This window comes from Wolbachia endosymbiont (group B) of Eupithecia inturbata (genome assembly GCF_964030915.1).
Classification (GTDB): domain Bacteria; phylum Pseudomonadota; class Alphaproteobacteria; order Rickettsiales; family Anaplasmataceae; genus Wolbachia.
Genome location: NZ_OZ034987.1, coordinates 1,087,922 through 1,111,519, shown reverse-complemented (window position 1 = coordinate 1,111,519; position 23,598 = coordinate 1,087,922). Strand labels below are relative to the sequence as shown.

21 protein-coding genes, 1 tRNA gene and 2 pseudogenes are annotated in these 23,598 nt (G+C 34.5%); 12 read left to right on the top strand and 12 right to left on the bottom strand.

Going from position 1 to position 23,598, the window contains the following annotated elements:
- Positions 1–22: 22 nt before the first annotated feature.
- Positions 23–2,836, top strand: coding sequence for an excinuclease ABC subunit UvrA (uvrA, locus tag ACQH21_RS05305; RefSeq protein WP_425384029.1), 2,814 nt, complete (start codon positions 23–25; stop codon positions 2,834–2,836).
- A gap of 51 nt (positions 2,837–2,887) precedes the next feature.
- On the top strand, positions 2,888–3,592 hold the full coding sequence (locus ACQH21_RS05300; protein WP_010405036.1) for a ComF family protein: 705 nt from the start codon (positions 2,888–2,890) through the stop codon (positions 3,590–3,592).
- 115 nt (positions 3,593–3,707) lie between these two features.
- On the opposite strand, the pseudogene ACQH21_RS05295 reads toward ACQH21_RS05300, so the two are convergent.
- A pseudogene (locus tag ACQH21_RS05295) lies at positions 3,708–3,989 on the bottom strand (transposase); the annotation flags it as partial.
- Positions 3,967–4,227, bottom strand: a complete 261-nt coding sequence (locus tag ACQH21_RS05290) for a hypothetical protein (protein ID WP_264375494.1) — start codon at positions 4,225–4,227, stop codon at positions 3,967–3,969. The gene ACQH21_RS05290 and the pseudogene ACQH21_RS05295, both read right to left, overlap by 23 nt.
- A 245-nt stretch (positions 4,228–4,472) precedes the next feature.
- Here ACQH21_RS05290 and ACQH21_RS05285 point away from each other — a divergent pair, with 245 nt between their 5' ends.
- The 5 genes from ACQH21_RS05285 (at position 4,473) to ACQH21_RS05265 (ending at position 10,826) form a co-directional block, all read left to right on the top strand.
- On the top strand, positions 4,473–5,531 hold the full coding sequence (locus ACQH21_RS05285; protein WP_425384028.1) for an ankyrin repeat domain-containing protein: 1,059 nt from the start codon (positions 4,473–4,475) through the stop codon (positions 5,529–5,531).
- Positions 5,532–5,836: 305 nt separating this feature from the next.
- The gene (locus ACQH21_RS05280) at positions 5,837–7,171 is read left to right on the top strand and encodes an AAA family ATPase (protein ID WP_425384027.1); all 1,335 of its coding nucleotides are present in this window, start codon (positions 5,837–5,839) and stop codon (positions 7,169–7,171) included.
- Between the two features lie 511 nt (positions 7,172–7,682).
- Positions 7,683–8,240, top strand: coding sequence for a hypothetical protein (locus ACQH21_RS05275; protein WP_425384026.1), 558 nt, complete (start codon positions 7,683–7,685; stop codon positions 8,238–8,240).
- A 36-nt stretch (positions 8,241–8,276) separates the two neighbouring features.
- Positions 8,277–9,149 (top strand): IS982 family transposase, encoded by an 873-nt coding sequence (locus ACQH21_RS05270; RefSeq protein WP_425383942.1) that lies wholly within the window; start codon positions 8,277–8,279, stop codon positions 9,147–9,149.
- A 180-nt stretch (positions 9,150–9,329) separates the two neighbouring features.
- A complete protein-coding gene (locus ACQH21_RS05265; RefSeq protein ID WP_425384025.1) occupies positions 9,330–10,826 on the top strand; it encodes a baseplate megatron protein TIM-barrel domain-containing protein in 1,497 nt (498 codons plus the stop codon).
- A 41-nt stretch (positions 10,827–10,867) separates the two neighbouring features.
- Here the strand turns inward: ACQH21_RS05265 and ACQH21_RS05260 are convergent.
- A pseudogene (locus ACQH21_RS05260) lies at positions 10,868–12,021 on the bottom strand (IS3 family transposase).
- 150 nt (positions 12,022–12,171) lie between these two features.
- Here ACQH21_RS05260 and ACQH21_RS05255 point away from each other — a divergent pair.
- Positions 12,172–12,972, top strand: coding sequence for a hypothetical protein (locus tag ACQH21_RS05255; RefSeq protein ID WP_425384024.1), 801 nt, complete (start codon positions 12,172–12,174; stop codon positions 12,970–12,972).
- Positions 12,973–13,063: 91 nt separating this feature from the next.
- Positions 13,064–13,891 (top strand): hypothetical protein, encoded by an 828-nt coding sequence (locus ACQH21_RS05250; protein WP_425384023.1) that lies wholly within the window; start codon positions 13,064–13,066, stop codon positions 13,889–13,891.
- An 80-nt stretch (positions 13,892–13,971) separates the two neighbouring features.
- Here the strand turns inward: ACQH21_RS05250 and dnaQ are convergent, their stop codons facing one another.
- From dnaQ to rpsD, 8 genes are all read right to left on the bottom strand, one after another.
- A complete protein-coding gene (gene dnaQ / locus ACQH21_RS05245; protein WP_372436136.1) occupies positions 13,972–14,631 on the bottom strand; it encodes a DNA polymerase III subunit epsilon in 660 nt (219 codons plus the stop codon).
- 801 nt (positions 14,632–15,432) lie between these two features.
- Complete coding sequence (locus ACQH21_RS05240) at positions 15,433–15,891, bottom strand: hypothetical protein (RefSeq protein ID WP_425384022.1); 459 nt, start codon at positions 15,889–15,891, stop codon at positions 15,433–15,435.
- A 98-nt stretch (positions 15,892–15,989) separates the two neighbouring features.
- Complete coding sequence (lipA, locus tag ACQH21_RS05235; RefSeq protein WP_425384021.1) at positions 15,990–16,853, bottom strand: lipoyl synthase; 864 nt, start codon at positions 16,851–16,853, stop codon at positions 15,990–15,992.
- Positions 16,846–17,160, bottom strand: a complete 315-nt coding sequence (rpmB, locus tag ACQH21_RS05230; protein WP_015588578.1) for a 50S ribosomal protein L28 — start codon at positions 17,158–17,160, stop codon at positions 16,846–16,848. The genes lipA and rpmB overlap by 8 nt, the downstream gene beginning before the upstream one ends.
- Positions 17,161–17,214: 54 nt before the next feature.
- Entirely contained in the window at positions 17,215–17,538 is a 324-nt protein-coding gene (locus ACQH21_RS05225; RefSeq protein WP_006012687.1) for a DUF721 domain-containing protein, read from the bottom strand.
- A 267-nt stretch (positions 17,539–17,805) separates the two neighbouring features.
- On the bottom strand, positions 17,806–18,000 hold the full coding sequence (gene iscX / locus ACQH21_RS05220) for a Fe-S cluster assembly protein IscX (RefSeq protein ID WP_226080047.1): 195 nt from the start codon (positions 17,998–18,000) through the stop codon (positions 17,806–17,808).
- Positions 18,001–18,020: 20 nt separating this feature from the next.
- Positions 18,021–18,107: transfer RNA gene (locus ACQH21_RS05215), tRNA-Leu, on the bottom strand.
- Between the two features lie 10 nt (positions 18,108–18,117).
- Positions 18,118–18,732, bottom strand: coding sequence for a 30S ribosomal protein S4 (gene rpsD / locus ACQH21_RS05210; protein ID WP_006012690.1), 615 nt, complete (start codon positions 18,730–18,732; stop codon positions 18,118–18,120).
- Between the two features lie 113 nt (positions 18,733–18,845).
- Between rpsD and tkt the strand changes: the two genes are divergently transcribed.
- From tkt to gatC, 3 genes are all read left to right on the top strand, one after another.
- Complete coding sequence (gene tkt, locus ACQH21_RS05205) at positions 18,846–20,774, top strand: transketolase (RefSeq protein WP_425384020.1); 1,929 nt, start codon at positions 18,846–18,848, stop codon at positions 20,772–20,774.
- Between the two features lie 185 nt (positions 20,775–20,959).
- Complete coding sequence (locus ACQH21_RS05200; protein WP_425384019.1) at positions 20,960–21,880, top strand: ribose-phosphate diphosphokinase; 921 nt, start codon at positions 20,960–20,962, stop codon at positions 21,878–21,880.
- Positions 21,870–22,223, top strand: coding sequence for an Asp-tRNA(Asn)/Glu-tRNA(Gln) amidotransferase subunit GatC (gatC, locus tag ACQH21_RS05195; RefSeq protein ID WP_007302647.1), 354 nt, complete (start codon positions 21,870–21,872; stop codon positions 22,221–22,223). The genes ACQH21_RS05200 and gatC overlap by 11 nt, the downstream gene beginning before the upstream one ends.
- Positions 22,224–22,261: 38 nt before the next feature.
- Here the strand turns inward: gatC and ACQH21_RS05190 are convergent, their stop codons facing one another.
- Positions 22,262–23,518 (bottom strand): protein TolB, encoded by a 1,257-nt coding sequence (locus ACQH21_RS05190; protein WP_395461306.1) that lies wholly within the window; start codon positions 23,516–23,518, stop codon positions 22,262–22,264.
- Positions 23,519–23,598: the final 80 nt, after the last annotated feature.

Sequence of the window (23,598 nt, the reverse complement as noted above, 5' to 3'; positions counted from 1 at the left end):
AATGGTCAAAGGTACATGAAGTATGATCAGAGTTAAAGGTGCAAGAGAGCATAATTTGCAGGGTATTAATGTCAATATACCAAAAAATAAGTTAGTTGTTATAACTGGACTAAGTGGTTCTGGTAAGTCTAGCCTTGCATTCGATACGATTTATGCAGAAGGCCAACGCCGATACGTCGAAAGTCTATCGGCTTATGCACGTCAATTTCTTAATATTCAAGATAAACCAGATGTTGAGTCAATCACAGGCCTCTCTCCTGCAATATCAATTAATCAAAAGTCGATCTCAAAAAATCCAAGATCAACTGTTGGAACCGTTACTGAAATTTACGATTATGTACGTTTGATATATGCACGAGTGGGAATACCTTATTCGCCTGTAACTGGGTTGCCAATAACGAAACAGGCTGTATCTCAAATTGTAGATACTATTATAGCATTACCTTTAGAAACTAAAATATATATACTTGCTCCTATTGTGCGTGGCAGAAAAGGAGAGCACTTCAAAGAGATATTGGAAATTAAAAAGCAGGGTTACGTGAGACTAAAAATAGATGGTGAAACATACAATATAGATGACTTGCCTAAACTCGACAAAAACAAGAAACATGATATTTTTGTTATTGCAGATAGAATCTCCATGTCAGATGATATAGGAAATCGACTACCAGGCAGTATAGAATCAGCATTGAGGCTGGGCCATGGCTTAATGTATGCAGAAATAGTGAACTTACCTGATAACCACAATTCCGAGTATAAAAATGGTCAAACTTTAACTTTCTCAGAGAATTTTGCATGTCCTGAGTCTGGCTTTACTCTTGAAGAAATAGAGCCAAGATTGTTTTCTTTTAACAGCCCCTACGGTGCATGCAGTTCATGCAGTGGGCTCGGTAAAAAACTAAGTGTTGATGCAAAGCTAATAGTGCCAGACGAAACGCTCTCGATATCTGAAGGTGCTTTAAAGCCAATTGGATCAATGTTCCGTCAAGTGCATACAAACTATGGATTGCTAAAAAATGCAATTCTATCACTGGCTGAAAATTGCAAATTTAGCCTTGATGTTCCGTGGAAGAATATAGACCAAAAAGTGAAGGATTTAATACTTTTTGGCTCTAGAGAAATGAAATTTCAAGGTTTGGTCAGTATCCTAGAACGCCAGATGGATTACGATGCATCACTTATTGATAGGTATTGTTCTGTTACTGACTGCAAAGAATGTGCTGGCTATAGATTGAGAAAAGAAGCACTTACAGTGAAAATTGACGAAAAACATATAGGTGAAATATCAAGGCTCAGCATCGATGAATCCCTTAAGTGGTTTGGAAATTTATCAGACAAACTTACAGAACAACAAAGGCAAATTTCAAATAAAATATTAAACGAAATAATCAAAAGGCTGACATTTTTAAAGAATGTAGGGCTAAATTACCTTACACTTGACCGTGAATCTAGCACTCTCTCTGGTGGTGAAAGCCAGAGGATCAGGCTTGCTTCGCAAATTGGCTCTGGTTTAACAGGAGTGCTATACGTGCTTGATGAGCCCTCAATTGGCCTTCATCAATGTGATAATGATCGATTAATTACCACACTTAAAAATCTGAGAGACATGGGTAATACTGTGATTGTTGTTGAACATGATGAAGACACAATAATGGCTGCTGATTATGTGATTGATATTGGTCCTGGAGCTGGCGTGAATGGAGGAAAAATCGTTGCAGAAGGAACACCAGATCAGGTACAAAAAAATTCAGAAAGCATAACAGGACAGTATTTAAGTGGAAAGAAGGAAATTTCAATTTCAAAAAGAAGAAAGCAAACAACTCAGTTCATAAAGGTAGTTAATGCTTGTGAGAACAACTTAAAAAATATAAATGTTGAATTTCCTATAGGGAATTTTATTTGTGTTACTGGAATATCAGGAGGAGGGAAATCAAGTTTAGTGATAGAAACATTATATAAATATTCAGCACACAAGATAAATCATTCATCTGCAAGGCATGGTCAATGCGACAAAATAGAAGGCCTTGAGTATATAGATAAAATTATAGAAGTTGATCAATCGCCAATTGGTAGGACCCCAGCATCAAATCCAGCAACATATGTTGGTATGTTTACTCACATCAGAAATTGGTTTGCAGGTCTCCCAGAGTCGAAGGCACGAGGTTACAATATAGGCCGATTTTCATTTAATACCAAGGGAGGAAGATGTGAAGCTTGTAAAGGTGATGGGCATTTAAAGATCGAGATGCATTTCCTACCGGACGTTTATGTGAAATGTGAGCAATGTAGAGGACAGAGGTATAACCGAGAAACATTGGAAGTTACTTACAAGGGAAAATCAATTTCTGATGTGCTTGATATGACAATAGATCAAGCATGTGACTTTTTTGAAAATCTTCCAATGATAAAGGAAAAGTTGATTTCTTTACAGGAAGTAGGGCTTGGCTATATAACGCTTGGACAGTCGTCAACAACGTTGTCCGGGGGTGAAGCACAACGAATAAAGCTGTCTAAGGAACTATCAAAGCGATTTACCGGGAAAACATTGTATATTCTCGATGAGCCAACAACTGGGTTACATTTTGAAGATGTAAATAATTTACTGAAAATACTCCATAGGCTAGTTGATTTAGGAAATACTGTTATAGTTATTGAGCACAATTTACATGTTATAAAAACTGCTGATTACATAATAGATATTGGTCCAGAGGGTGGAGTAAAAGGTGGCGAAGTGGTTGCTGTAGGAACTCCAGAAAAAGTTGCACAGACTCCAAAAAGCGTTACAGGCAAGTATCTTAAAACATCTTTATTGGATCAAGTATCGACTATTTCTTAATAATTAGGTTATGAGGAGCATTTTAAAAGGTATACCTAACATATTTAATTCATGAATCTTCTCTTATTAAAAAAAGCTACAGATCTCATATTTCCAAACGTATGCGTAAGTTGTGAACGTATAATTGATAAAAGTTATGATTTATGTAGTGAATGCAATAAAAAAATCAATTTTTTAACTAAGCATTACTGTAATGTTTGTGGTGTAGTAATTCCAGATAACATTGATACATGTGGTAAATGCATCAGTAACCCTTCACCATTTAAAGTATTAAGATCAGTTTTTGCTTATGATGAACATAGCAAAAATATGATTATAAATTTTAAATTTTTTGATAATTTAAATTATGTGAAAGTCTATGCAAAGTGGATGTACAAAGCTAACAAAGACATGTTTCAAAATGCAGAGGTCATAGTTCCCATACCGCTACATAAAATACGCTTATTTAAACGTAAATATAATCAAGCAGCATTGCTCGCGAAGGAATTAAGTAAGTTATCTAATTTATCTTATACACCATTTGCAATAAAACGTATTCGTCACACCAAACCTCAAGCTGGTCTTTCACTTAAACAGCGTGAAAAAAATTTGAAAAATACTTTTAAAGTAAGTAACAGCGAAATTATCAAAAACAAAATCGTGATATTGGTTGATGATGTAGTAACAACTGGCGCAACCGCAAGGTCTTGCTCTCAGGAAATTTTAAACTCTGGTGCAAGAGAAGTGAGAGTGCTATCGCTTGCAAGAACTGTATGAAAATCAGCTTTAAGGTATAATTTTCATTTTTGAAAACTGTTTAGTGTCTTAGTACTAACTTCTGTATCATTCCTCTTAAAAAAAAGTCTAGTTATAGTGTATACGGAGTCTATAATTATAGCTCTTTTTCTAATAGTTCGAATAGCTGAATATTCTTTCTGGCTAAATTTTTTATAACAAACCAATGGTTTGATTAAAATCAGGAGAATATGGAGGCAGATATATAACTTCAGCACCGACACTTTTAACAAAGTCACTTATTTTCTATGAAAAGTTGCATTATCCAACATCACCCAGCAAAAAGCTTGAACTAGCTATTAAAAACGTCTGTATCGCAATAGCCTTCAAAAATCATAGGCGCCATAATTTTTCCCTTATTCAAAGCTGCAATCATATTTTTGAATACTCACTGCATTCAGAAAAAAATAGGTACATGCTAGTGTAATAGCACTGGATGTAATAATTGGAACAAGTAAAAAAGCCTCTATTAGTTTTCTTATAGAGCTGGCTGGTTTAATGCTGTTATTATTCAATGATGCAAAATAATTTTCACTAAGGTTGGCCATCCATTTTGCGCCAGATAAGACCCTCTCACTATTTTTTTTAGATAAGTTGACTTGTATTTGCTTTCCCATGTTTATAATTATGCTAATAATAAATATGATAAGATCAATATAAATTTTTTACTTCCGTGTTTTTTCTATTGTTGTTTATAATGACTATAGTTACATCACATATTTCTTTCAATTAAATGGATCAGTTATTTATTGCAAATCACTGACTTTTTCAATGGTTTCTTTTTTTAAATAATTCCTAAAAATGTGTTTACTTTTGTTTGTAATTGTGTAGTAACTGCAACGTAAAGTTATAGGAGGTAGAGATGGATTTTGAAAATCTGAAAAAGATATTAAGTGCAATTGATAAAGATGCAAGTGTAAATAAAGATAACGTAATTAATAAAATAAAAGAGGTATTGCGAAGGGAAGATACAATAGCGTATCAAGAGTGGGAAAATAAAAATTTTAGTATAAATCATACATTCATCCAAAGTGATCCTGATGCCGAATTTACATTATTAATTGCAGCTGCAGCAGCTGGCTGTAAGGATTTAGTGAATGTTTTATTAGATAGGCATGCGGATGTTCATGTAGAAGGTGAAAATAGAGAGACTGCTTTGCATCATGCCGTTTATAGTCGATGTGTAGGTGTAGTAAATGCTCTACTAAAAACAGGTGCTGATGTTAATGTAAAAGACAGAAGTGGTAGTACTCCTTTGCATTATGCTACTATATATAAATTCATAGATGTAGTAAATGTTCTACTAAAAACAGGTGCTGATGTGAATGTAAAAGACAGAAGTGGTAGTACTCCTTTGCATTATGCTGCTAAAAATGGCTATTTAGAGATAGTAGATGCTCTGTTAGCTGAAGGCGCAAGTGTTCATGTAAAAGATAGAAATGGTAGTACTCCTTTGCATTATGCTGCTAAAAATGGCTATTTAGAGATAGTAGATGCTCTACTAGACAGAGGTGCAGATGTTTATGAAAAAGATAGTTTGCAGAAAACTCCTTTGTATTATGCCATTATAAATCACCAAGAAGATACGGTAGAGAGTATAAAAGGGTTTTTAAAAAATAAAGTAGTTCAAGGTAGTGTAGTTGTTGGTGGCTTAGTTGCCATGTTAGGGAATTTTGTAACATCGACGCTTTTTATAACCGAGACAATGGAAATTACATTAACATCTGTTACGGCAGCAATAGCTGTATCTGCATCAACAGCATTAACATCTGGTTATGCTAAATATCTAATGTCAAAATTCGATAACGAAATAAAAGAAATAAAAGAGCGACAAAACGTAATGGAAGGGAGGCAAAGCTTAACAGAAGGGTGGCAAAGTGTAGATCTACAAAGCATATGTATACATAATGCTCTTTCGTAAACTTTTACTTCCGCACTTCTTTAGTGTTGCTTATAATAACTATAGATTTAGATCTTAATTAGAGGCTTTAATTACCTACTTTAAGTTATTGAATTTCTTATCATAGCATCTATCATTCCAGTACCCTGGAATGATAGAAAAAGAACACTGAATTAAAAATACAACATACCATCTTATATCTTAATACTGCATAATACCTCGATCATAGATTGATTAAGGATGCCTTAAGTTAGTCTTGCTTTACTATGAAAAGCTTGTACTCTTTAAATGTATTATTTATAAATTAACTGTTTATAAGCTAAAATATGTCTAATAGAGCTAATATAACTTTTTTTATAGCTGGTGCTATTGCTTCCCTTACATTAATTACATCTGGAGTTTTTGCTGTAGCTCCTTACGTTGCATTTTTATCTTCAGTTGCAGCTTTAAATATAGCTCCCCCTGTTATTTTTATTTTATTTGCGCTTTCTGCAGTAGTAATTGTGTTTTCATATAAAATGATTAAACAAAATAAAAAATCTCAAGAAAACTCGAAAGCTGAAGTCGAAGAGCCGAATAAAGGGTTAAGGAAAGAAGAAAATAAGCTAACTCCAATTAAAGAAGAATTAGAAGATGGAAAGGATAAAGAAAATAAATACGGGTTTAGTGGTCTAGAAGAAAAAGTTCATAGAATTTCAGAGAATTTTGTAACGAAAGATGAAGTGAATGGGTTAAAAAAAGAGGTTAGTGATCTTTCTGCAAGGTTAATTAATAGTCCTGCAACAAAAAATGAAGTAGAAGCAAAGCTGAATATGGAATTTTACGCAAAAGATGAAGAAAGAGGGTGGAATACAACATTTAGTGATATTATATTACCAAATGACATAAAAGAAAAGTTGAGAGGAATTTGTGAGTCAAAAAGCGGAGGATATCTCTTGTACGGTCCACCAGGAACTGGTAAGACTAGTATTAGTAAGGCAATTGCAAATCAAACTAAATCTCTGTTTGCGTTTATGTCTGTTTCTGCGTCTTGCTTGTCTAGTCAAAGGAATATAGATCAAGTTTTTGAGAAAGCAGAGACAAACAGTCCTTGTATGATTTTTATAGATGAGATTGACGGAGTTGGTAAAAAGCGAACTGTTAATGAGGATGCAGGGCCTTTAACTTATTTACTCACTAAATTGGATAAAGAGTTTTTATCCTCAAAAAATATAACGGTGATTGCTGCAACTAATCATAAGGATCATTTAGATCCTGCGTTTACTAGGGGTGGTCGTTTGGAGTGTATTGAGGTTCCTGGGCTGGATAAAGAAAGTACACGTAGGGGAATACTAAAAGAATATCTCAAAGAATTAAGCCCTCTAAATATTGAAACTATTGTAAAGAGTACTAATGGTTTTTCACCAGCAAATCTGATTGGTTTAGCCAAGTATATACGAGAGGAGAAAAGTAAAGGCAAAAGCACTCCTATTTTCACTTTATGTGAAAGATTTAAGAAGGAACATAACATTGAAGATAAGAAGAATGAGAAACATAGTAACGGAAAAACTAAAAACAAGGATACAAGGCTATCATCTGGAAGCTTATCTAGAAGTTCATCAGTAAGCTCTTCATTGAGTGATGTATCTTCTCGAGGAAGTAAGTGGCAAATCGAGGAATAAAGAGAATTACTACACAGTCTGGGATGACGCCATGCAAGTCGAATCATGTCATTCCAGTGCTTGACAATAGTTTTTATCCAGAAGGGTCATTGAACTTCTAAAAGGGTGTCATTCCAGTACTGGAATCTAGGAATTTTTTGAGCACGCAAGTTATGCCAAGTTTTTTGTTGGTAAGAAAGGCTGGATCCCAGTACTGGGATGACAGGAAGAGGGCTACTCGGGTGACATCGAAGGGGCTACTTGCATGACAACAAAGGGGCTTGCTTGCATAACTCAAATTCAAAGAAAAATCATTTAATGTCATTCCAGCGCGTGACGCTGGAATTCAGAAATAAAGAACAATGGATCCCAGTGTCAGCTACTCGGATGACAGGAAAAGGGCTACTCGGATTACATCCTTTTTTTCCTGGATACCAGTCGCATGACACTACTATATAGTAGGTCCCAATTTTATCCCAGTCTGGGATCTTCTTTCAAAAATTCAAAACAATCTATTAAAAAGGAGAATATTATGTCTACAATAATTTTATCATCAATTTTAAGTAAAGCGGGCAGTATTTTTGGGCCAATTGGCCAGATTGCTGGCTCAGAACTCGGTGCTCTGCTTGGTGCACAGCTTGATAATGCAATATTTGGTCTTGATGCCGAGCAAAAGATAACGCATGGGGCGAGGCTGAAAAATCTGCAAGTTCAAACCTCAACTTATGGCAAAGCAATTCCAATTATCTATGGCACTGCTCGCATTGCTGGAAACATTATTTGGTCACAGCCAATAAAAGAGGAGGCGATAACCACTCAAAATAAAACAGGAAGAGGTATAAATATTACATATAACTACTATGCAACACTCGCAATTGCAATTTGCAAGGGGAAAGTAGAAAAATTAAATAGAATCTGGGCGGATATAAAATCGCTTAGTTTTGATGAAATAGATTATACTTTTTACCACGGCAGAGAAGACCAAAACCCTGATCCGTTTATGTTATCAATCGAAGGTGAGAAGAATGTACCAGCTTATAACCCCAGTTGCGGATTAGAAATCAGTGAAAAAGCCAGGAAAATAGGGTAACCTCGGAAAATTATTTACAAAATAGAGAGGTTACCAATGAATGAAAATATAACAGAATTATTTTGCCTGATCGACGATTTTTGCAATTCAGTTGACAAGAATTTTGCAGAAAAACTTCTACCAAGTAGCAAAAAACCAACCAGGACGCCAGAGATTACGCATTCAGAGATTCTTACCATAATATTGCTATATCACCAATCCAAGTGCGACAATTTTAAAATTTTCTATGTGCATTATTTGAAATTATTATACGAATCAGCGTTTCCAAAATTGCCATCCTATAGTAGGTTTATTAGGCTAAAATCTAGGGTTTTATGGTATTTAGTGCTCTTAATGCAATGGTTTTGCGAACAGTCAAAAGTGACAGGGATTTCGTACATAGATGCAACATCTATCGCTGTTTGCCATCCAAAAAGGACCTCGAGAAATAAAGTTTTCAAAGGGTTGGCAAAGATTGGAAAGACTACCTATGGGTGGTTTTTCGGTTTTAAACTACATCTAGTAATCAACGAAGCTGGCGAAATTCAAGGGGTTACGGTGACAAAAGGCAACATTGATGATAGAAAACCTGTGCCAAATTTAACTCAGAAATTGACTGGATTATTGTTTGGAGATAAAGGATATATCAAAAAAGATCTTTTTCACGAATTATTCGATAGAGGGTTAAAGCTTGTAACCAGTATAAAAAAGGGTATGAAAAACTCATTAATGGCGCTAAATGAGAAGATTTTGTTAAGAAAAAGATCGATTATTGAGACAGTTTTTGGCTCTCTGAAAAACAACTTTGAGATTGAGCATACAAGACATAGATCACCGATAAATTTTTTGGTACACATTTTTTCTACGCTTGTTTCATATTCCATGCAGCCGAAAAAGCCCTGCATTTCTAAGCTTTACTTCGTTGGCTAATCCGCAACTGAGGTTTATAGAGGAATATCTTACATAGTCATCAAAAATTTCCCTTTGGCAGACTATAGTAATCGTGTTCCGGTGTTTACATTTGAAGTGCAAACTGCACTGAAGCTCAGTGGATTCTCAGTAGCAGAAAACATTAAAAATATCAATATCATACCAGGTTCAGGGGAGTTTGTGTATGATACGAAAATACAGAAGAAAATTGCACGAGAAAAAATAAGCAGTAGTCAATATATTCCCTATGGACCGGTACAAAGAGTAAATCACAATAATCACACAAAAAAGAGCGATGCTATGCTTTCTTTGGACCAATTGAAGGAAAGTTTACCAAATGTTGAATGGGCATCGGTAGTGGTTAATTGGTTTGCAAGCAGTTTGAATATCAAAGATTGTAAAATATATCCTGCAGTTGAATTTCAAGACGATTCTGCTATAGTGCCTGATGATTGGCAAGTGGGAAATATAACCAGGGATAATGCCCAGCTCATTTCAAAAGATAATCATGGAAATCCAAGATATGGTGGTACAGTTAGCGATGCAGCACTAATAAGATATATAGAAGAGCTGCATAGCAGAGGTTATAAGGTGATGCTCTATCCAATGCTCTTGCTTGACACAAAAAACAAAGAGTGGCGAGGAAAATTGAGCGGTACTCCTCAGGATATAAGTGATTTTTTTGAGAATCAGTATAGCAAATTCATAGAGCATTACACGAGCATTGCCAAACAAACTAAAGTGGAAGGGTTTATTATTGGTTCTGAGTTTGCTCAGCTTACCAGAGTAAAAGATGTAGAGGGTAACTATCCTGCAGTAGCAGAGCTAGTTAAAGTTGCAAAGCAAGTAAAATTTCAGCTTGGAAAAGAAGTAAACGTAACTTACGCTGCCGATTGGAGTGAGTATCATTCATATGATGGTTGGTATAATATGGATGAACTATGGTCTTCACAGTTCATCGATGTTATTGGCATAGATGCTTACTTTCCACTCACCGATGGCCCAGAACCTCCTTTTGGCTATTCCGCGAAAGATGTAACGGGTGGTTGGAGCAGTGGGGTAGGGTATGATTATTTTTACGATTACTCAAAAAGTGATCCTGAGAAAATAAAGTATAATGACAGCGAATATGCGTGGAAAAATATCGAGAAATGGTGGAGTGAAGTTCATGTAAATCCAGGTGGTAGTAAAACAAAATGGCAACCAAAAATGAAGAAAATATGGTTTACCGAATATGGATTTCCCAGTATGAACGGCTGCACTAATGAGCCCAATGTGTTTGTTGATAAAGGTAGTATAGAGAGTAAATATCCACGATACTCAAACGGAGAGGTGAGCTTTCTTTCGCAGAAAACTGCAATCGAAGGAACATTAAAAAAGTGGCAAAGCTCAGAAATGGTGGAGAAAATGTTCCTCTGGGCGTGGGATGCAAGGCCATTTCCTTATTTCCCCAATTTATGTGACATGTGGGCTGACTGCCATAACTGGCAGACCGGGCACTGGATTCAGGGAAAAATTTCACAACTTAATGTTTCCGATGTTTTGTCTGATCTGTTGCAAAAGGTAGGTCTCAAAGGCGATCAGTTTGATACAAGTGATGTTAAAGGATTACTATCTGGGTATTTAATAAATGATCAGCAACCCGTACGCTCAATTATTAAAATGCTGCGAAGGTGACCTTACCCAGAAAAAGTAGACAGAAAGTTAAGACGTTTTTGCTATGAGAATGATGAATCAAAAAGCTCAGGAATGCAATAGTTAATAGTAGAATGTCTACGCTGTTTATTATAAAAAATTTCTATATATTCAAATATTGCGGTTTTAGCTTGTTGTGCAGAGTGTTGTGAAGTATCAATGAGTAACTCTCTCTTAAGTGAACTAAAAAAGCTCTCTGAAACAGCATTATCATAACAACAACCTTTGTGACTCATACTAGAAGTAATATTTTTTGTACTTAGTAAAAATTGATAATTTTTAGAGGTGTATTGCGATCCTTGATCGCTATGAAATAGTAGATTTTTAGCAGATTTGCGCCTACCAATAGCCATGAATAACGCATCTATAACTAATTGCCTATTTACTGCATTACTCATTGACCAGCCAATCACCATGCGTGAATATAAATCTATTATTGCTGCCAAATATAACCATCCTTCATTAGTTTTTATGTACGTAATATCAGTTACCCATATCTTGTTAGGTTGATCAGCGATGAAATTCTGATTTAATATGTTAGGAGTTATAACTCTATTGTCTATTTGTGGTTTTTTACTTTTAAACTTTCGTCTAAGCTTAGCTTGAATGCCATTTTTCTGCATAACATTTTGCACTGTTTTGATGTTATAATTTTTACCTAAAGCCTTTAATTCAGCGTGAATTTTAGGAGCTCCGTATCTGCATTGTGATGCTCGATATACCTTCTGAATATCTTGTATGAGCTCTTCTCTTATTGATTTTTTGTTGTTTTTTTCCTTAGTAATCCATTTATAATAACCACAAGCAGATACGTTCAAAAATCTGCATAATTCCCGTATTTTATAGCAGTTTTCATGTTCTTTTATAAAAGAATATTTTACTCTTTTTGGTTTGCAAAATATCCCAGGGCTTTTTTTAAAATGTCTCTTTCCCTCGTTACTCTTGCCAGCTCTTTCTTTAAATCAAACTTTTCTTTGTCACAATGAGCTACTTTCCCTTTTCCTGGAAACGCATCTACTCCAGACATTCTATCATTGTATGTTTTTACCCATCTGCTTAATGAATCACCGCTAATACCCAAATCTCTTGCTATTTTTGCTGATGATTGACCTGTTTCTTTTACTAGTCTTATAGCTTCAATTTTGAATTCTGCTGTATATTCTTTTCTTTTTGTCATACCACACCTCTTTGAAAAAACGTTTTATTTTACTTCAAAAACGTCTTAACTTTCTGTCTACTTTTTCTGGGTAAGGTCAAAATAGATCAAGGATGGAAGATAGATGGTAAAGATACTAGTATCAAAGATTTCTTTAGAGATATGTATAACATGACAGATGAACAAAGAACATACTTTGCTGTTGAAATAGATACTTTTAGATTAGTTGCTCTAGCACTCTTAAAGCAGTTTACAGGACACGAAGGTGGGATATATATAGATTTTGATTCTTTAAAAGCCATTGACTCTCATATAGGGAAGGATATAACAATCCCTGAGGGAATTTTGTTAGGGCAAATTACTGCACATGTTAATCAAGAGACCGGCAAAATTATTAAAACGGATTTAAATAATGATCTGATTGCAGTAAGTTGTCCACATATAGCGATTAATATTTTATCTCAATATAAAAGCGCAATACTGAGTCAAGAAAAAATGTGCTATGAGTTAGCAGAGCGTTTATCTAATTTTGTGAAAAAAGAAAAACTACGGTTTTTTGCTATTTATAAAGGGTTGGGAGAGAAACAGCTGTTAGATGATGAAGCGAAGAAAAAAGGGAAGAGTGTTATAGAGGAATTAGATAAGATAGAGCGCAAAATAGTTGATCTAAGAAATGGTAAGATAAGAGAACTATATGATCCGCTAGTCTGTCATTATTCTAGGTATCGTGAAATAGGTTTAAATTTAGGTCAATTTTATACCGTGGAAGTAGTCCGTAATGGATTGATCGGTCAAGACGAAAGCAAACTAGGGCTATTTTTTTTCGAAAAGAACAATGGCAATTACGTTTGTACAATAAATGGTGACCTATCCTGGATGAAGGGAAAAGATCTATACCATGAACGAGTAGATAACAAGCTGGAAGGAGCAGAAGTAGACCAGATAGCAATGCGCTTGCATAACAGTTGTTAAAGATAGAAAGTCCTTTAAAGCAAAGGTTCTAAATAATTGACAGTCAATAAAATATAATACTAGTATTAATCTATGTGATAGAGGGAATAATATGGCAAAAAAAATAGTTAATGCATTAAAATCTGAAGTGGAAAAGCTCAAGTATGCTGATTTAAAATCTGTGCCAATAAAATCAGATTGTTGGAACTCTGGTTACAACACATATATTGACCTTGGTAGATCACACAACCTTACTATTAATGAGAAAGAAGTGCCTAATGAGCTTATTGAGAAGCTATATTCAAAACATAAAGATCTCATTTTAGAAGATGAGAATGGAAGAAAGAACTATAGTCCATTTCTTAAGCAAATTTTCATAAAAATATTTGAATATGCTGGTGCAGAAGTTCCGAGTGACTCTATCATGGAAGAATTGATAACTAACTATCATCAAGAAGGGTATAATCATTTTCTGTTTCTTCATATATTAAAGGCTCTTTCTCCATTTGGCTTGCTTGTGTTAGATTCTAGCATAACAATAACTTATAGTATGGATTGCCGTGACTCCAATTGTCTAAAATTTAATTTTAGCATGGATTGTATAAAGGTGTGCAGCATTAATCCTGTTAATGATATTAAAACACCAAATTTTCACAGTTCAATAAAATTTAAGTTAAAATCTAAGGGTAGAAGTATAACATATGAGGATGGTAAAGTGCTTATTAATATTCCGAAAGAGCTGAAAAATTATAAAGCAAGTGGTAGAAGTTTGTGTGACATTACTATTGAGTATTTTCAAGAATTTTTTGGAAATTTGGGATTTAAATTTGAGACAAAAGTGGAACATAGTCTAGGTGAACCACTTAAAGTGTTAAAAGATGTAAATACATACCATGATAAGAACTTAAACTTGAACCAACAGTTAAGTAATTTAAGATAAGATATTGAGATTCGCATTTTTAAAGCTAGAAAACACATTCATTGAGAGAATAATTTCGCTACTGAAAGCAAAAGGCGTTTTTACAATCTTCTATCTACTACTCCCTCATGAACAGATACGTTAATCTCATCTAACTGCTCACTAACTTCTTCATTACTTGGCAAGTGTCCTCTAAGAGATAAGTTACGTACTGCATGCTGACATCGATCCAAAGGAGTTTGTAATCGCTCAACATATACTTTTGCTAGCAACTCAGCGTCAATTAGCGCTCCATGTAACTCCCTACTCTCTAGTGATATACCAAAACGCTCACACAATGCACTTAAAGAAGCCGGTGGTCCAAATTTCTTTCTTGCAAGCGGTAATGTATCTAACACTCTGTCTGAAGAGATTAATTTGGCATTCAGTTTACCAAGTTCCATGTTCAAAAATTTAATGTCAAATCCAGCATTGTGAATTACCAAAGTATCGCTAGATATAAAATTAAGAAATTCAGATGCAATCTCTGAAAATAATGGCTTATCCTTTAGAAATTCTTCGCTGATACCGTGAACTTTAAATGCACCTTTGTCTATGCTCCTTTCTGGGTTGATGTATCGATGGAATACTTTGCCTGTTGGAATATGATTAATTAGTTCTACACACCCTATTTCGATAATTCGATGGCTATTGACATCAAGACCTGTAGTTTCAGTGTCAAGTACTATTTCACGCAGCCCATCTTGTTTGGAAAGTTCTATACTTAACCTACTACTAGGATCTGACTGACTATTGGTAGCTTGTATCGTTTTTTTTCTTTTAGCTACTAATTTTTTTGTAGCACCTTCACCATCTTTTACTCTAGAGTGTCCAGGCGCTTCGGTTATTGAGCTTTTTTTTATACTATAAAGGATAACTTCTTTATCATTTAAGAATTTTTTACCGTTACCTTCTACATAAAGTGAGGTGAGATTTTTGAGTGCTATATCTACTCCATAGTGGTGGCGCCACACTCCAACAATGTTGTTGTTTTCTACATTTAATAAAGTAAGATTTGGGAGACGTTTGCTGCCAATCAAAAATGCAAAACCTCTGTCTCCAATATTGTTATTACTTATTTCAAGTAAAGTAAGGTTTTTTAGATTGCCTTGACCTATATATCCTGCACCTTCAAAACCGAGTTTATTGTTCCTTAGAGTAAGCGAAGTAAGATGTGTAAGTTTACTTAACTCTTTTACATCTTTACTATCAATCTCTACATTTATTAAATTAAGCTCGTTAATGCCTTTTTTACTCTGTAGAAAGTTTGCTAGCTCTCTTATATCAATTTTAGCACTTACATCTGATATTGTTAAAGCTTTATCATGTACATATCTACTAAAACCCACCTTACCCTCTGTTAATATACTATGTAAATATTTTAACTGGCATCTCAGTAGCTGTCAATTGCTTATATAAGATCTTAAACAGCTGGTTTAGGTGCTGTAAAATTCATACTTTTTGTGATCAGCTAAGTAAAAAGTCAAGCCTAGGGCAACTCACTAAGCTTTTCTGATTTATTGTTATACAGTTCTTGAGTTTTTTTCTTCCTTTACAAAAGAATCTGTTACTAAATCCTTTAAAGTTTCACCAGGCTTTTCTAGCAATTCAGGTTTAAATAAATACTCAAGTCCATATATTGCTAATGTAACAGCTACAGCAACTAAAGCTGCAATTAAAAATGGTGAACTTATTTCTTCTGTTATGAGTGTTAAAGTTATTAAACCTCCTAGAAGCCCAATTACTGGTGGAACAATAATTGCTGCACCTCTTTCCCATAATTGTGGTTTTTTATTGAGCTCATGTTTTTGTTTCTCTTTCTTTTCTTTGTATCGTTTACATGCTCCTTTTTTTCCTTCAAGTGGAATTTCTTTAACTTGGACTTCCTGACAAAATTTGACCTTTTTTTTTGGCTTTTTTTTGTCAGAAAAAGAACGTTTTGATAACTCAGTGTAGTCAACTTTTTCGTTAGAATCGCCCATAACTTTTTCGCTTCATCAATACCTATATTAAATTATATTCTAAATAAAGTCAAGATATTAATTACTATATTAAACTGTACTCTGAAAAAATTAAGATATTAACTACAAGCCTTGAGCCTGTTAAAATCTTCTTCAGCGTGGTACGATGACCGAGTCAATGGGCTTGATGCAACTACCAAAAAGCCTTTGGAATAAGCAATATATTTATAATGCTCAAACTCTTCTGGGGTAACATATCTATCAACCTTTACATGCTTTGGAGTTGGTTGCAAATATTGACCAATTGTAATGAAGTCAACTTCGGCGCTACGTAAATCATCCATAACCTGAAAGATTTCTTCTTTTGTTTCTCCAAGACCAACCATAAGCCCTGACTTCGTGAAAAGTTTAGGATTAATCTGTTTCACCATCTTTAGCAAATATAGTGAATGAAAATAACGAGCTCTTGGTCTTATTTTTGCATACAGCCTTGGTACTGTTTCGATGTTGTGGTTATAAACATCAGGTGATGCAATAGCTATTGCTTCAAACGCTCCTTTCTTATTTAAAAAATCAGGAGTGAGGATCTCTATTGTTGTTTCCGAAGTTATCTTTCTAATTTCTTCTATACACCTTATAAACTGATTTGCACCACCATCTGGTAAATCGTCACGGTCAACAGAGGTAATGACAACGTGCTTTAAATTTAACTTTTTTATTGCTTTTGCTAAATTTTCTGGTTCATGAGGATCGAGCTTATCAGGAATGCCAGTTGCAATGTTGCAAAACGCACAAGCACGAGTACAAACAGAACCGAGAATCATCACAGTAGCATGACGTTTATTCCAACATTCACCAATATTTGGACACGCAGCTTCTTCGCATACTGTATGTAAGTTATGTAGCTTAACAGTGTTTAAGGTTTCATTGAATATTTTACCAGCTGGAGCTTTTACTCTGAGCCATATAGGCTTACTATGCATCTGAAACAGCTAATTCTACCTCTTGTTTTGCTAAAACTTTCTTTAATCTTCTTTTTATCTTTTGTGCTTCTTTACTTAGTTTAATTGTTTTTGTATTGAGCAAGAAAGCATCAAGATCACCTTTATAGTCTATAGTTCTTAAAGTTCTTGTTGCTATACGAAAGCTAAACTTTTTGTCTAATATATTACTCGTCAATGTAACTTTATGTAAATTTAAGAGAAAGGTACGCTTTGTTTTACGATTTGAATGCGATACCTTATTACCAAAAGACTTTTTTCTATTTGTTAATTCACAAATTCTACTCACTTCAATATACCAATTTATCCTATTTAACCAGGTTAACCTGATATAGTTAAATAGTCAACTCCCTTGCTTGATTTTTATACCGTATACTGCTTTATAGCCAAAAAACACTGTAATTTTTTCTATTACAAGAGAAACCATATGCTGCATTTCTAATGCTTTACTGCCATTTGTTACTAACAGATGCAGAACACCAGAATTTACGTTTTGTGCGTATGAGATCTTTTGTGGTTTTGTACATTCTGCTAATTCCTCTCCAACTATACTTTTCCAGTTTAAAATAAGACGTATTTCATTTTTGCTGATCTTATTTTTCATGCATTTTAATGCATAGTTTTCTATTATAGATTTTAATTTCTTTGGCCCGCTATATTTAAACATCTTTCCAGTGCTTAAAATTAAATTATATTACAACTTTCTTATACAAAAAACTAACTTATTGTTTTCATGACCCTCGGCCTCACACATAAAAAGCAGTATTTGTATATCTAGCATTTGCCAGAATTTTGTGTTTCCTACCTTGTAATCATTTTTAATTTTAATTTGTTAAATTATTATGAAGCTAAGTAAAATTCGGGTAAAGTATAGTATTCCCAAGAAGATTATCTTTTTACTGTATGCCGTAATTTTCTTATAGCTATCTGTTTTTTAAGATCTTTCTGCAATCCAAGCTGCTTGAATGGCCTCTAATATTTTTTCATTACAATACTTTTCATCATCATCAAACTCTTCTAAATCCAAGACTTTTCTTTTAAGTTCAGTGAATCTAATACTAATTATATCCTCACTGGGAAACTTCTCTTCTAGAGCTTCTGCAATATCTTCTATATCAAGCCATTTCATACTTTTTTAATAAATTAAACTGGTGCCCATGGGGAGACTTGAACTCCCAAGGTCGCAAAACCCACGGATTTTAAGTCCGCTGCGTCTACCGATTCCGCCACACGGGCCTTATGTTGTTTATCTAGAGTAAAATTCTACTACTAAATTGACTTCCATGTCTGCTGAATAGGGGACTTCGGAATATTGAGGCGCTCTCAAATACTTCACTGAAAGTGCTTTGCTATCTGCCTCTAAATAATCTGGAGCCTTACGTTCTTGTTTTTGTTCAGCCTCTATTAATATAGGAATTTTTGCTGCTCTTTCCCTTATTTTTACTATATCACCAGGCTTCACTCTATAACTTGATATGTTAACCACCTTATCATTAACTGTAACATGTTTATGAGATATAAGCTGTTTTGCCGAGTAAATTGTTGGCACAAAACCAGAGTGATATAAAACAGAACTTAACCTTGATTCCAAGGCACCAATAAAATTATCAGCCGTATAACCCTTTCTTTTGTAGGCATCTAAAAATGTACGTCTAAGCTGCTTACTTGAAATTGCATAGTAGAACTTAAATTTCTTATGTGCAGCAAACTGCTTACCAAAATCAGATAACTTCTTAAATCCAAGAATACCATGCTGACCTGGAGGGTATTTTCTTTTATTGACCGAATCTTTTGCTCTACCCCATAAGTTTACACCAAGCCTGCGACTGATTCTATACTTTCTATTGATAACAGTTGTCATACAAAAATTCTCACAATCTAACTATAAATTATTAATGATTTTAACATTAAGTGTCAACTTGTTTTTGCCACTATGATGTAGTATACTTCACTTTTAAGTTTTCCTATTAATACATGAATCATCTACTACTAAAATCCATGGCAAATGCTGTCCGCTTTTTATCAATTGATGCGGTACAAAAAGCAAATTCTGGACACCCAGGTATGCCACTTGGCATGGCAGATGTTGCCACTGTATTATTTGCTAAATATCTAAACCATAACCCTGATGATTCTCAATGGATCAGTAGAGATCGTTTCGTCCTATCAAATGGTCACGGTTCAATGTTGCAATACTCTATATTATATCTGACAGGCTACATTAGTATAGATGAACTAAAAAACTTCAGGCAACTTACATCAAAAACTCCAGGTCACCCAGAATTTGGCTTAACTTCTGGTATAGAAGCAACAACAGGCCCGCTTGGTCAGGGATTTGCCACTGCTGTTGGCATGGCACTTGCTGAATCGATTCTTGCAAAGCAGTTTGAAATCAGTCACTACACTTATGTAATGCTAGGAGATGGTTGTCTTATGGAAGGTATAAGCCATGAAGCAGCGTCCCTTGCTGGGCATCTTAAATTAAATAAGCTGATAGCACTTTTTGACGACAATGACATCTCTATAGACGGCTCTACTAGCCTCTCTTGCTCTGATGATGTAGAAAAGCGTTTTTCAGCGTATGGATGGAATGTTGACAAAATCGATGGGCATGACTTTGATGCTATATCCCTTGCAATAGAGCAGGCGCAAAAGTCTGATAAACCTACACTAATCTGTTGCAAAACTATTATCGGAAAATTTTCGAGCCGTGCTGGCACATCTTCTGCTCATAGTGGTGCCTTTACAGAGGAAGATGTAAAACAGATGAGAGAAAAATTAAATTGGGACTATGAACCATTTCATGTACCAGAAGATGTGAGAAACGCTTGGATAGAAACAGTTAAGAGGGCAAAGCAAAACTATACATCCTTGATCAATAAAGAACTACAAAGAAGACTTGAGAAACGTTTGCCGAATAACATCGAGAGTGATTTGGCTAACCTGAAGAAACAAATATGTGAGCTCATGCCAAACGAAGCTACTCGATCTTCTTTCGGCAAAGTAATGGAAATATTGACTAAGTCTATGCCAGAACTAATTGGTGGCTCTGCTGATCTTACCGGTTCAAATTGTACTAAATATAAGCACATGCAGGCAATAGATAGTAATGATTATGGTGGCTCTTATGTACACTATGGAGTGAGAGAGCACGCTATGGCAGCTTGTATGAATGGTATGGCTCTTCATGGTGGGATTATTCCTTATGGTGGAACTTTTTTAGTATTTTCCGACTACTGCCGCCCTGCTATACGTCTTTCAGCCTTGATGAAACAGCAGGTTATATATGTAATGACTCATGACTCAATTGGAGTAGGAGAAGATGGTCCAACTCATCAGCCAATAGAGCATTTAGCCTCTTTGCGAGTTATACCAAATCTATATGTTTTTAGGCCAGCTGATGCAATTGAAACTTTAGAGTGCATTAGCATTGCACTTGAAAAAAAAGAGTCACCTGCACTATTTGCGCTTTCAAGGCAAAATATTAATTACATGCACTCTTATACTGACCAATTGGCCAACCTATCAAAATTTGGTGCATATATACTATGCGAATATTCAGGGAAGCTAGAAGTGACGATATTTGCTACCGGATCTGAAGTTGAAATTGCAGTTGAGGCAAGAGAAAAATTACAGGAAAAAGGTGTAGGTACAAGGGTCATTTCTATGCCGTGTTGGAGGCTTTTTGACGAGCAAAGTGATGAATATAAAGGAGTAATATTAAATAATGACAGTATTAAAGTTGCAATTGAAGCGGGAAGTGAAGTGGGTTGGCATAAATATATAGGCTCAAATGGTATATTTATTGGCATGAAAAGTTTCGGAGAATCAGCACCTTATGAAGCACTTTACAAGCACTTTAATATCAGTGCTGATTATGTAGTAAAATGTGTTTGTGAATAACACTTTTTGTCATTACGCTGCGCATAAAATTACTTAATTAACTCAGCCAGTGCCGTTATTATGATAAGGAACATCGGTGAAATGTTTCAAGTAACTTTTCCGTTTCTATGATATACTTGGCGGCAAGAATAGAGTTTTAATCATTCCATGGTTTCTGTATAATTTTCAAAACTTAATTGATATATATGAAGATAATAATAGGTAGCGCTAGTAAACAATTAGGAGATTTAATAGCAAGTGGGCTAAATGCTCAGCTATTTCCTACTCAGGTGTCAAGATTTGCTGATGGTGAGGTAAATGTAGAAGTAGCAAATGATCTACGTGATCAAGAAGTATACGTAGTACAATCTATTTCTTCCCCTGTAAATGATAACCTTATGGAGCTTCTGCTTACAATTGATGCAGCAAAGAGGTCAGGAGCCAAGAGAATAACGGCTATTATTCCTTATTACGGATACAGTAGGCAGGATAGGGTTATTAAAAACAATAATATGCAATCTGCTTTAAGTGCTAAATTAGTTGCAAATCTTATTCAAACTGCAGGTGCAAATAGCGTTGCTGCTATTGATTTGCATTCAAGTCAAATTGAAGGTTTTTTTGATATATCAGTTACTAATTTAAGCTGTTTTAAAGTATTTGTTAACTCTATATACAAGGAGAATTTGGCAATAGTTGCGCCTGATGTTGGAGCAATTGGAAGGGCTCGTACTTTTGCAAAGATTTTAGAGGAAAAATACAAGTTAGATAATGATATTGTTGTAGTAGATAAATATAGAGAAAAAGCAGGTACATCTCAGGTAATGAATGTAATCGGAGAAGTTGCAAACAAAAATTGCGTCATTGTTGATGATATAGTTGACTCTGGCGGAACATTATGTAATGCAGCTCTTGCTTTAAAAAACCGAGGAGCAAAGTCTGTAGTTTCATGCATTACACATGGAATACTTTCAGGAAATGCAGTTGAGAAAATCTCTTCCTCTTCTCTGGATAAATTAGTAATTACGGACACCGTATTTCACAAATTTGAAAAAAATGATAAGATAGAGGTTGTTTCAATTGCAAATATTTTAATTTGCTTTATGCAAGGAGGTAAAAGTGCCAGCTAGATCAACAGAAGATGTTATCACTTCGTTAATAGAATTTGCAAATAAGAGAAAAATAACAATTACTAAAGAAGAAATGCTTAAAACTGCACAGCTTGTGAGGATTAAGTTATCCGATGATGAGATTCAATACTACTCAAAAGAACTGACAATGCTGGATTGGATACATGATACTTTGTTGAAAGTTAATACTGAAGGTGTTTCTCCTATGCGTTATGGAACTATAGATAAAGATATTCATGTACGCGATGATATTATAAATTCTCAAAACATTAAAGAAGAAATATTATCCAATACAAAATCGGAGCATGGGTATTTCGTAGTACCGAAGGTTATAAACGACTAAAGTAAAGCAAGATTTATACCGATTTTATAGATCTACTTTCAAAAATAAGACCAATCTGGTAAAGAAGCATTCGTTGGAGTAAAAACCATTTTTTGATTTTTCTTTACTAAATCTACTAAATATAATTTAGAGTTGCTTGGTGATTCTGCGTTAGTAAAGATAATTTCTCTGCCATTTGGTAGCCATGCCGGAGATTCAATTTTATGTCCCTCTGAAAGCAAGCGCTCTTCTTTGCCATCTGGCTTCATAACTCCTATGTAAAATTTTCCTGACTGAATTTTTGTAAAAGCTATCAGATCTCCTTTTGGCGACCAAACAGGTGTAGCATATCTTCCATTTCCAAAACTAATTCTCTTGGGTTTTTTGCTTTTTTTAGTGAAATCTATGATATATAGTTGCTGACTTCCACTTATATCAGAACTAAAAACCATGTACTTTTGATCTGGAGACAAAGAGGGAGAAGTACTTATAGCTGAACCTTTAGTAATTTTTTTTGTTCGTTTACTACTTAAGTCTAGAGATAATATATTTGTTTCACCACTCAATGAGTGGGAAATTAAAAGAGATTTACCATCAGGAGAAAATCTTGGTGCAGAAATAACTCCTTCAAATGCGCTGATTATTGATTCAGTGTTATCTTTTAAATTTTTTAATATTATATAACTTTTACCATTTGTGTATGAGATATAAACAATACCCTTTCCATTTGGTGAAAATCTTGGTGTTGACACAAATTTCTCACCATTTGTTAAGTACTTTATATTACTTCCATCTTGATTCATCACAGCAATTTTACGGACGGATTTGTAATTGCTATCTTTTTCTTCAGCGATATATGTAATTTTTGTATTGAAATGCCCTTTCTCACCAACCAATCTATCATGTATCACATCTGAAACAAGATGACTAATTTTCCTCCAGTCTTTTGCTGGAAAAACAACCGACTGAGTAAGTAATTCTCTGTTTGTAAAGCTGTCAGATAAACGAAAAGATAGCTCTAAATTTCTGTTTGATACTTCACTTAAACTTACTGTGACCACAGTATCGCTTTTCCAAGAATCAACTTTCGTGTTACGTTTCACATTAAATAAGCCACAATTAGATAGATTTGTTTCAATTACTTTTGTGATGCTTTCACTTAGCTCACTTTCCACTTCTGTCTTGCATGCACATTTAGATACAACAAGATCAATATTACCAATATTGCTTTTTTTTATATCAACATATAAAACAGCTTTTGTGGAATAAGGAATAAATAACGAAATAAATAACACCAATTGAACGAATAGCTTCATTAGATTTCTTGCATTACCTCCTGTCATCTCAGCAAATAGCTTACTTTTGAAGTTAAACTGCATGACAGTATAGTAAATCA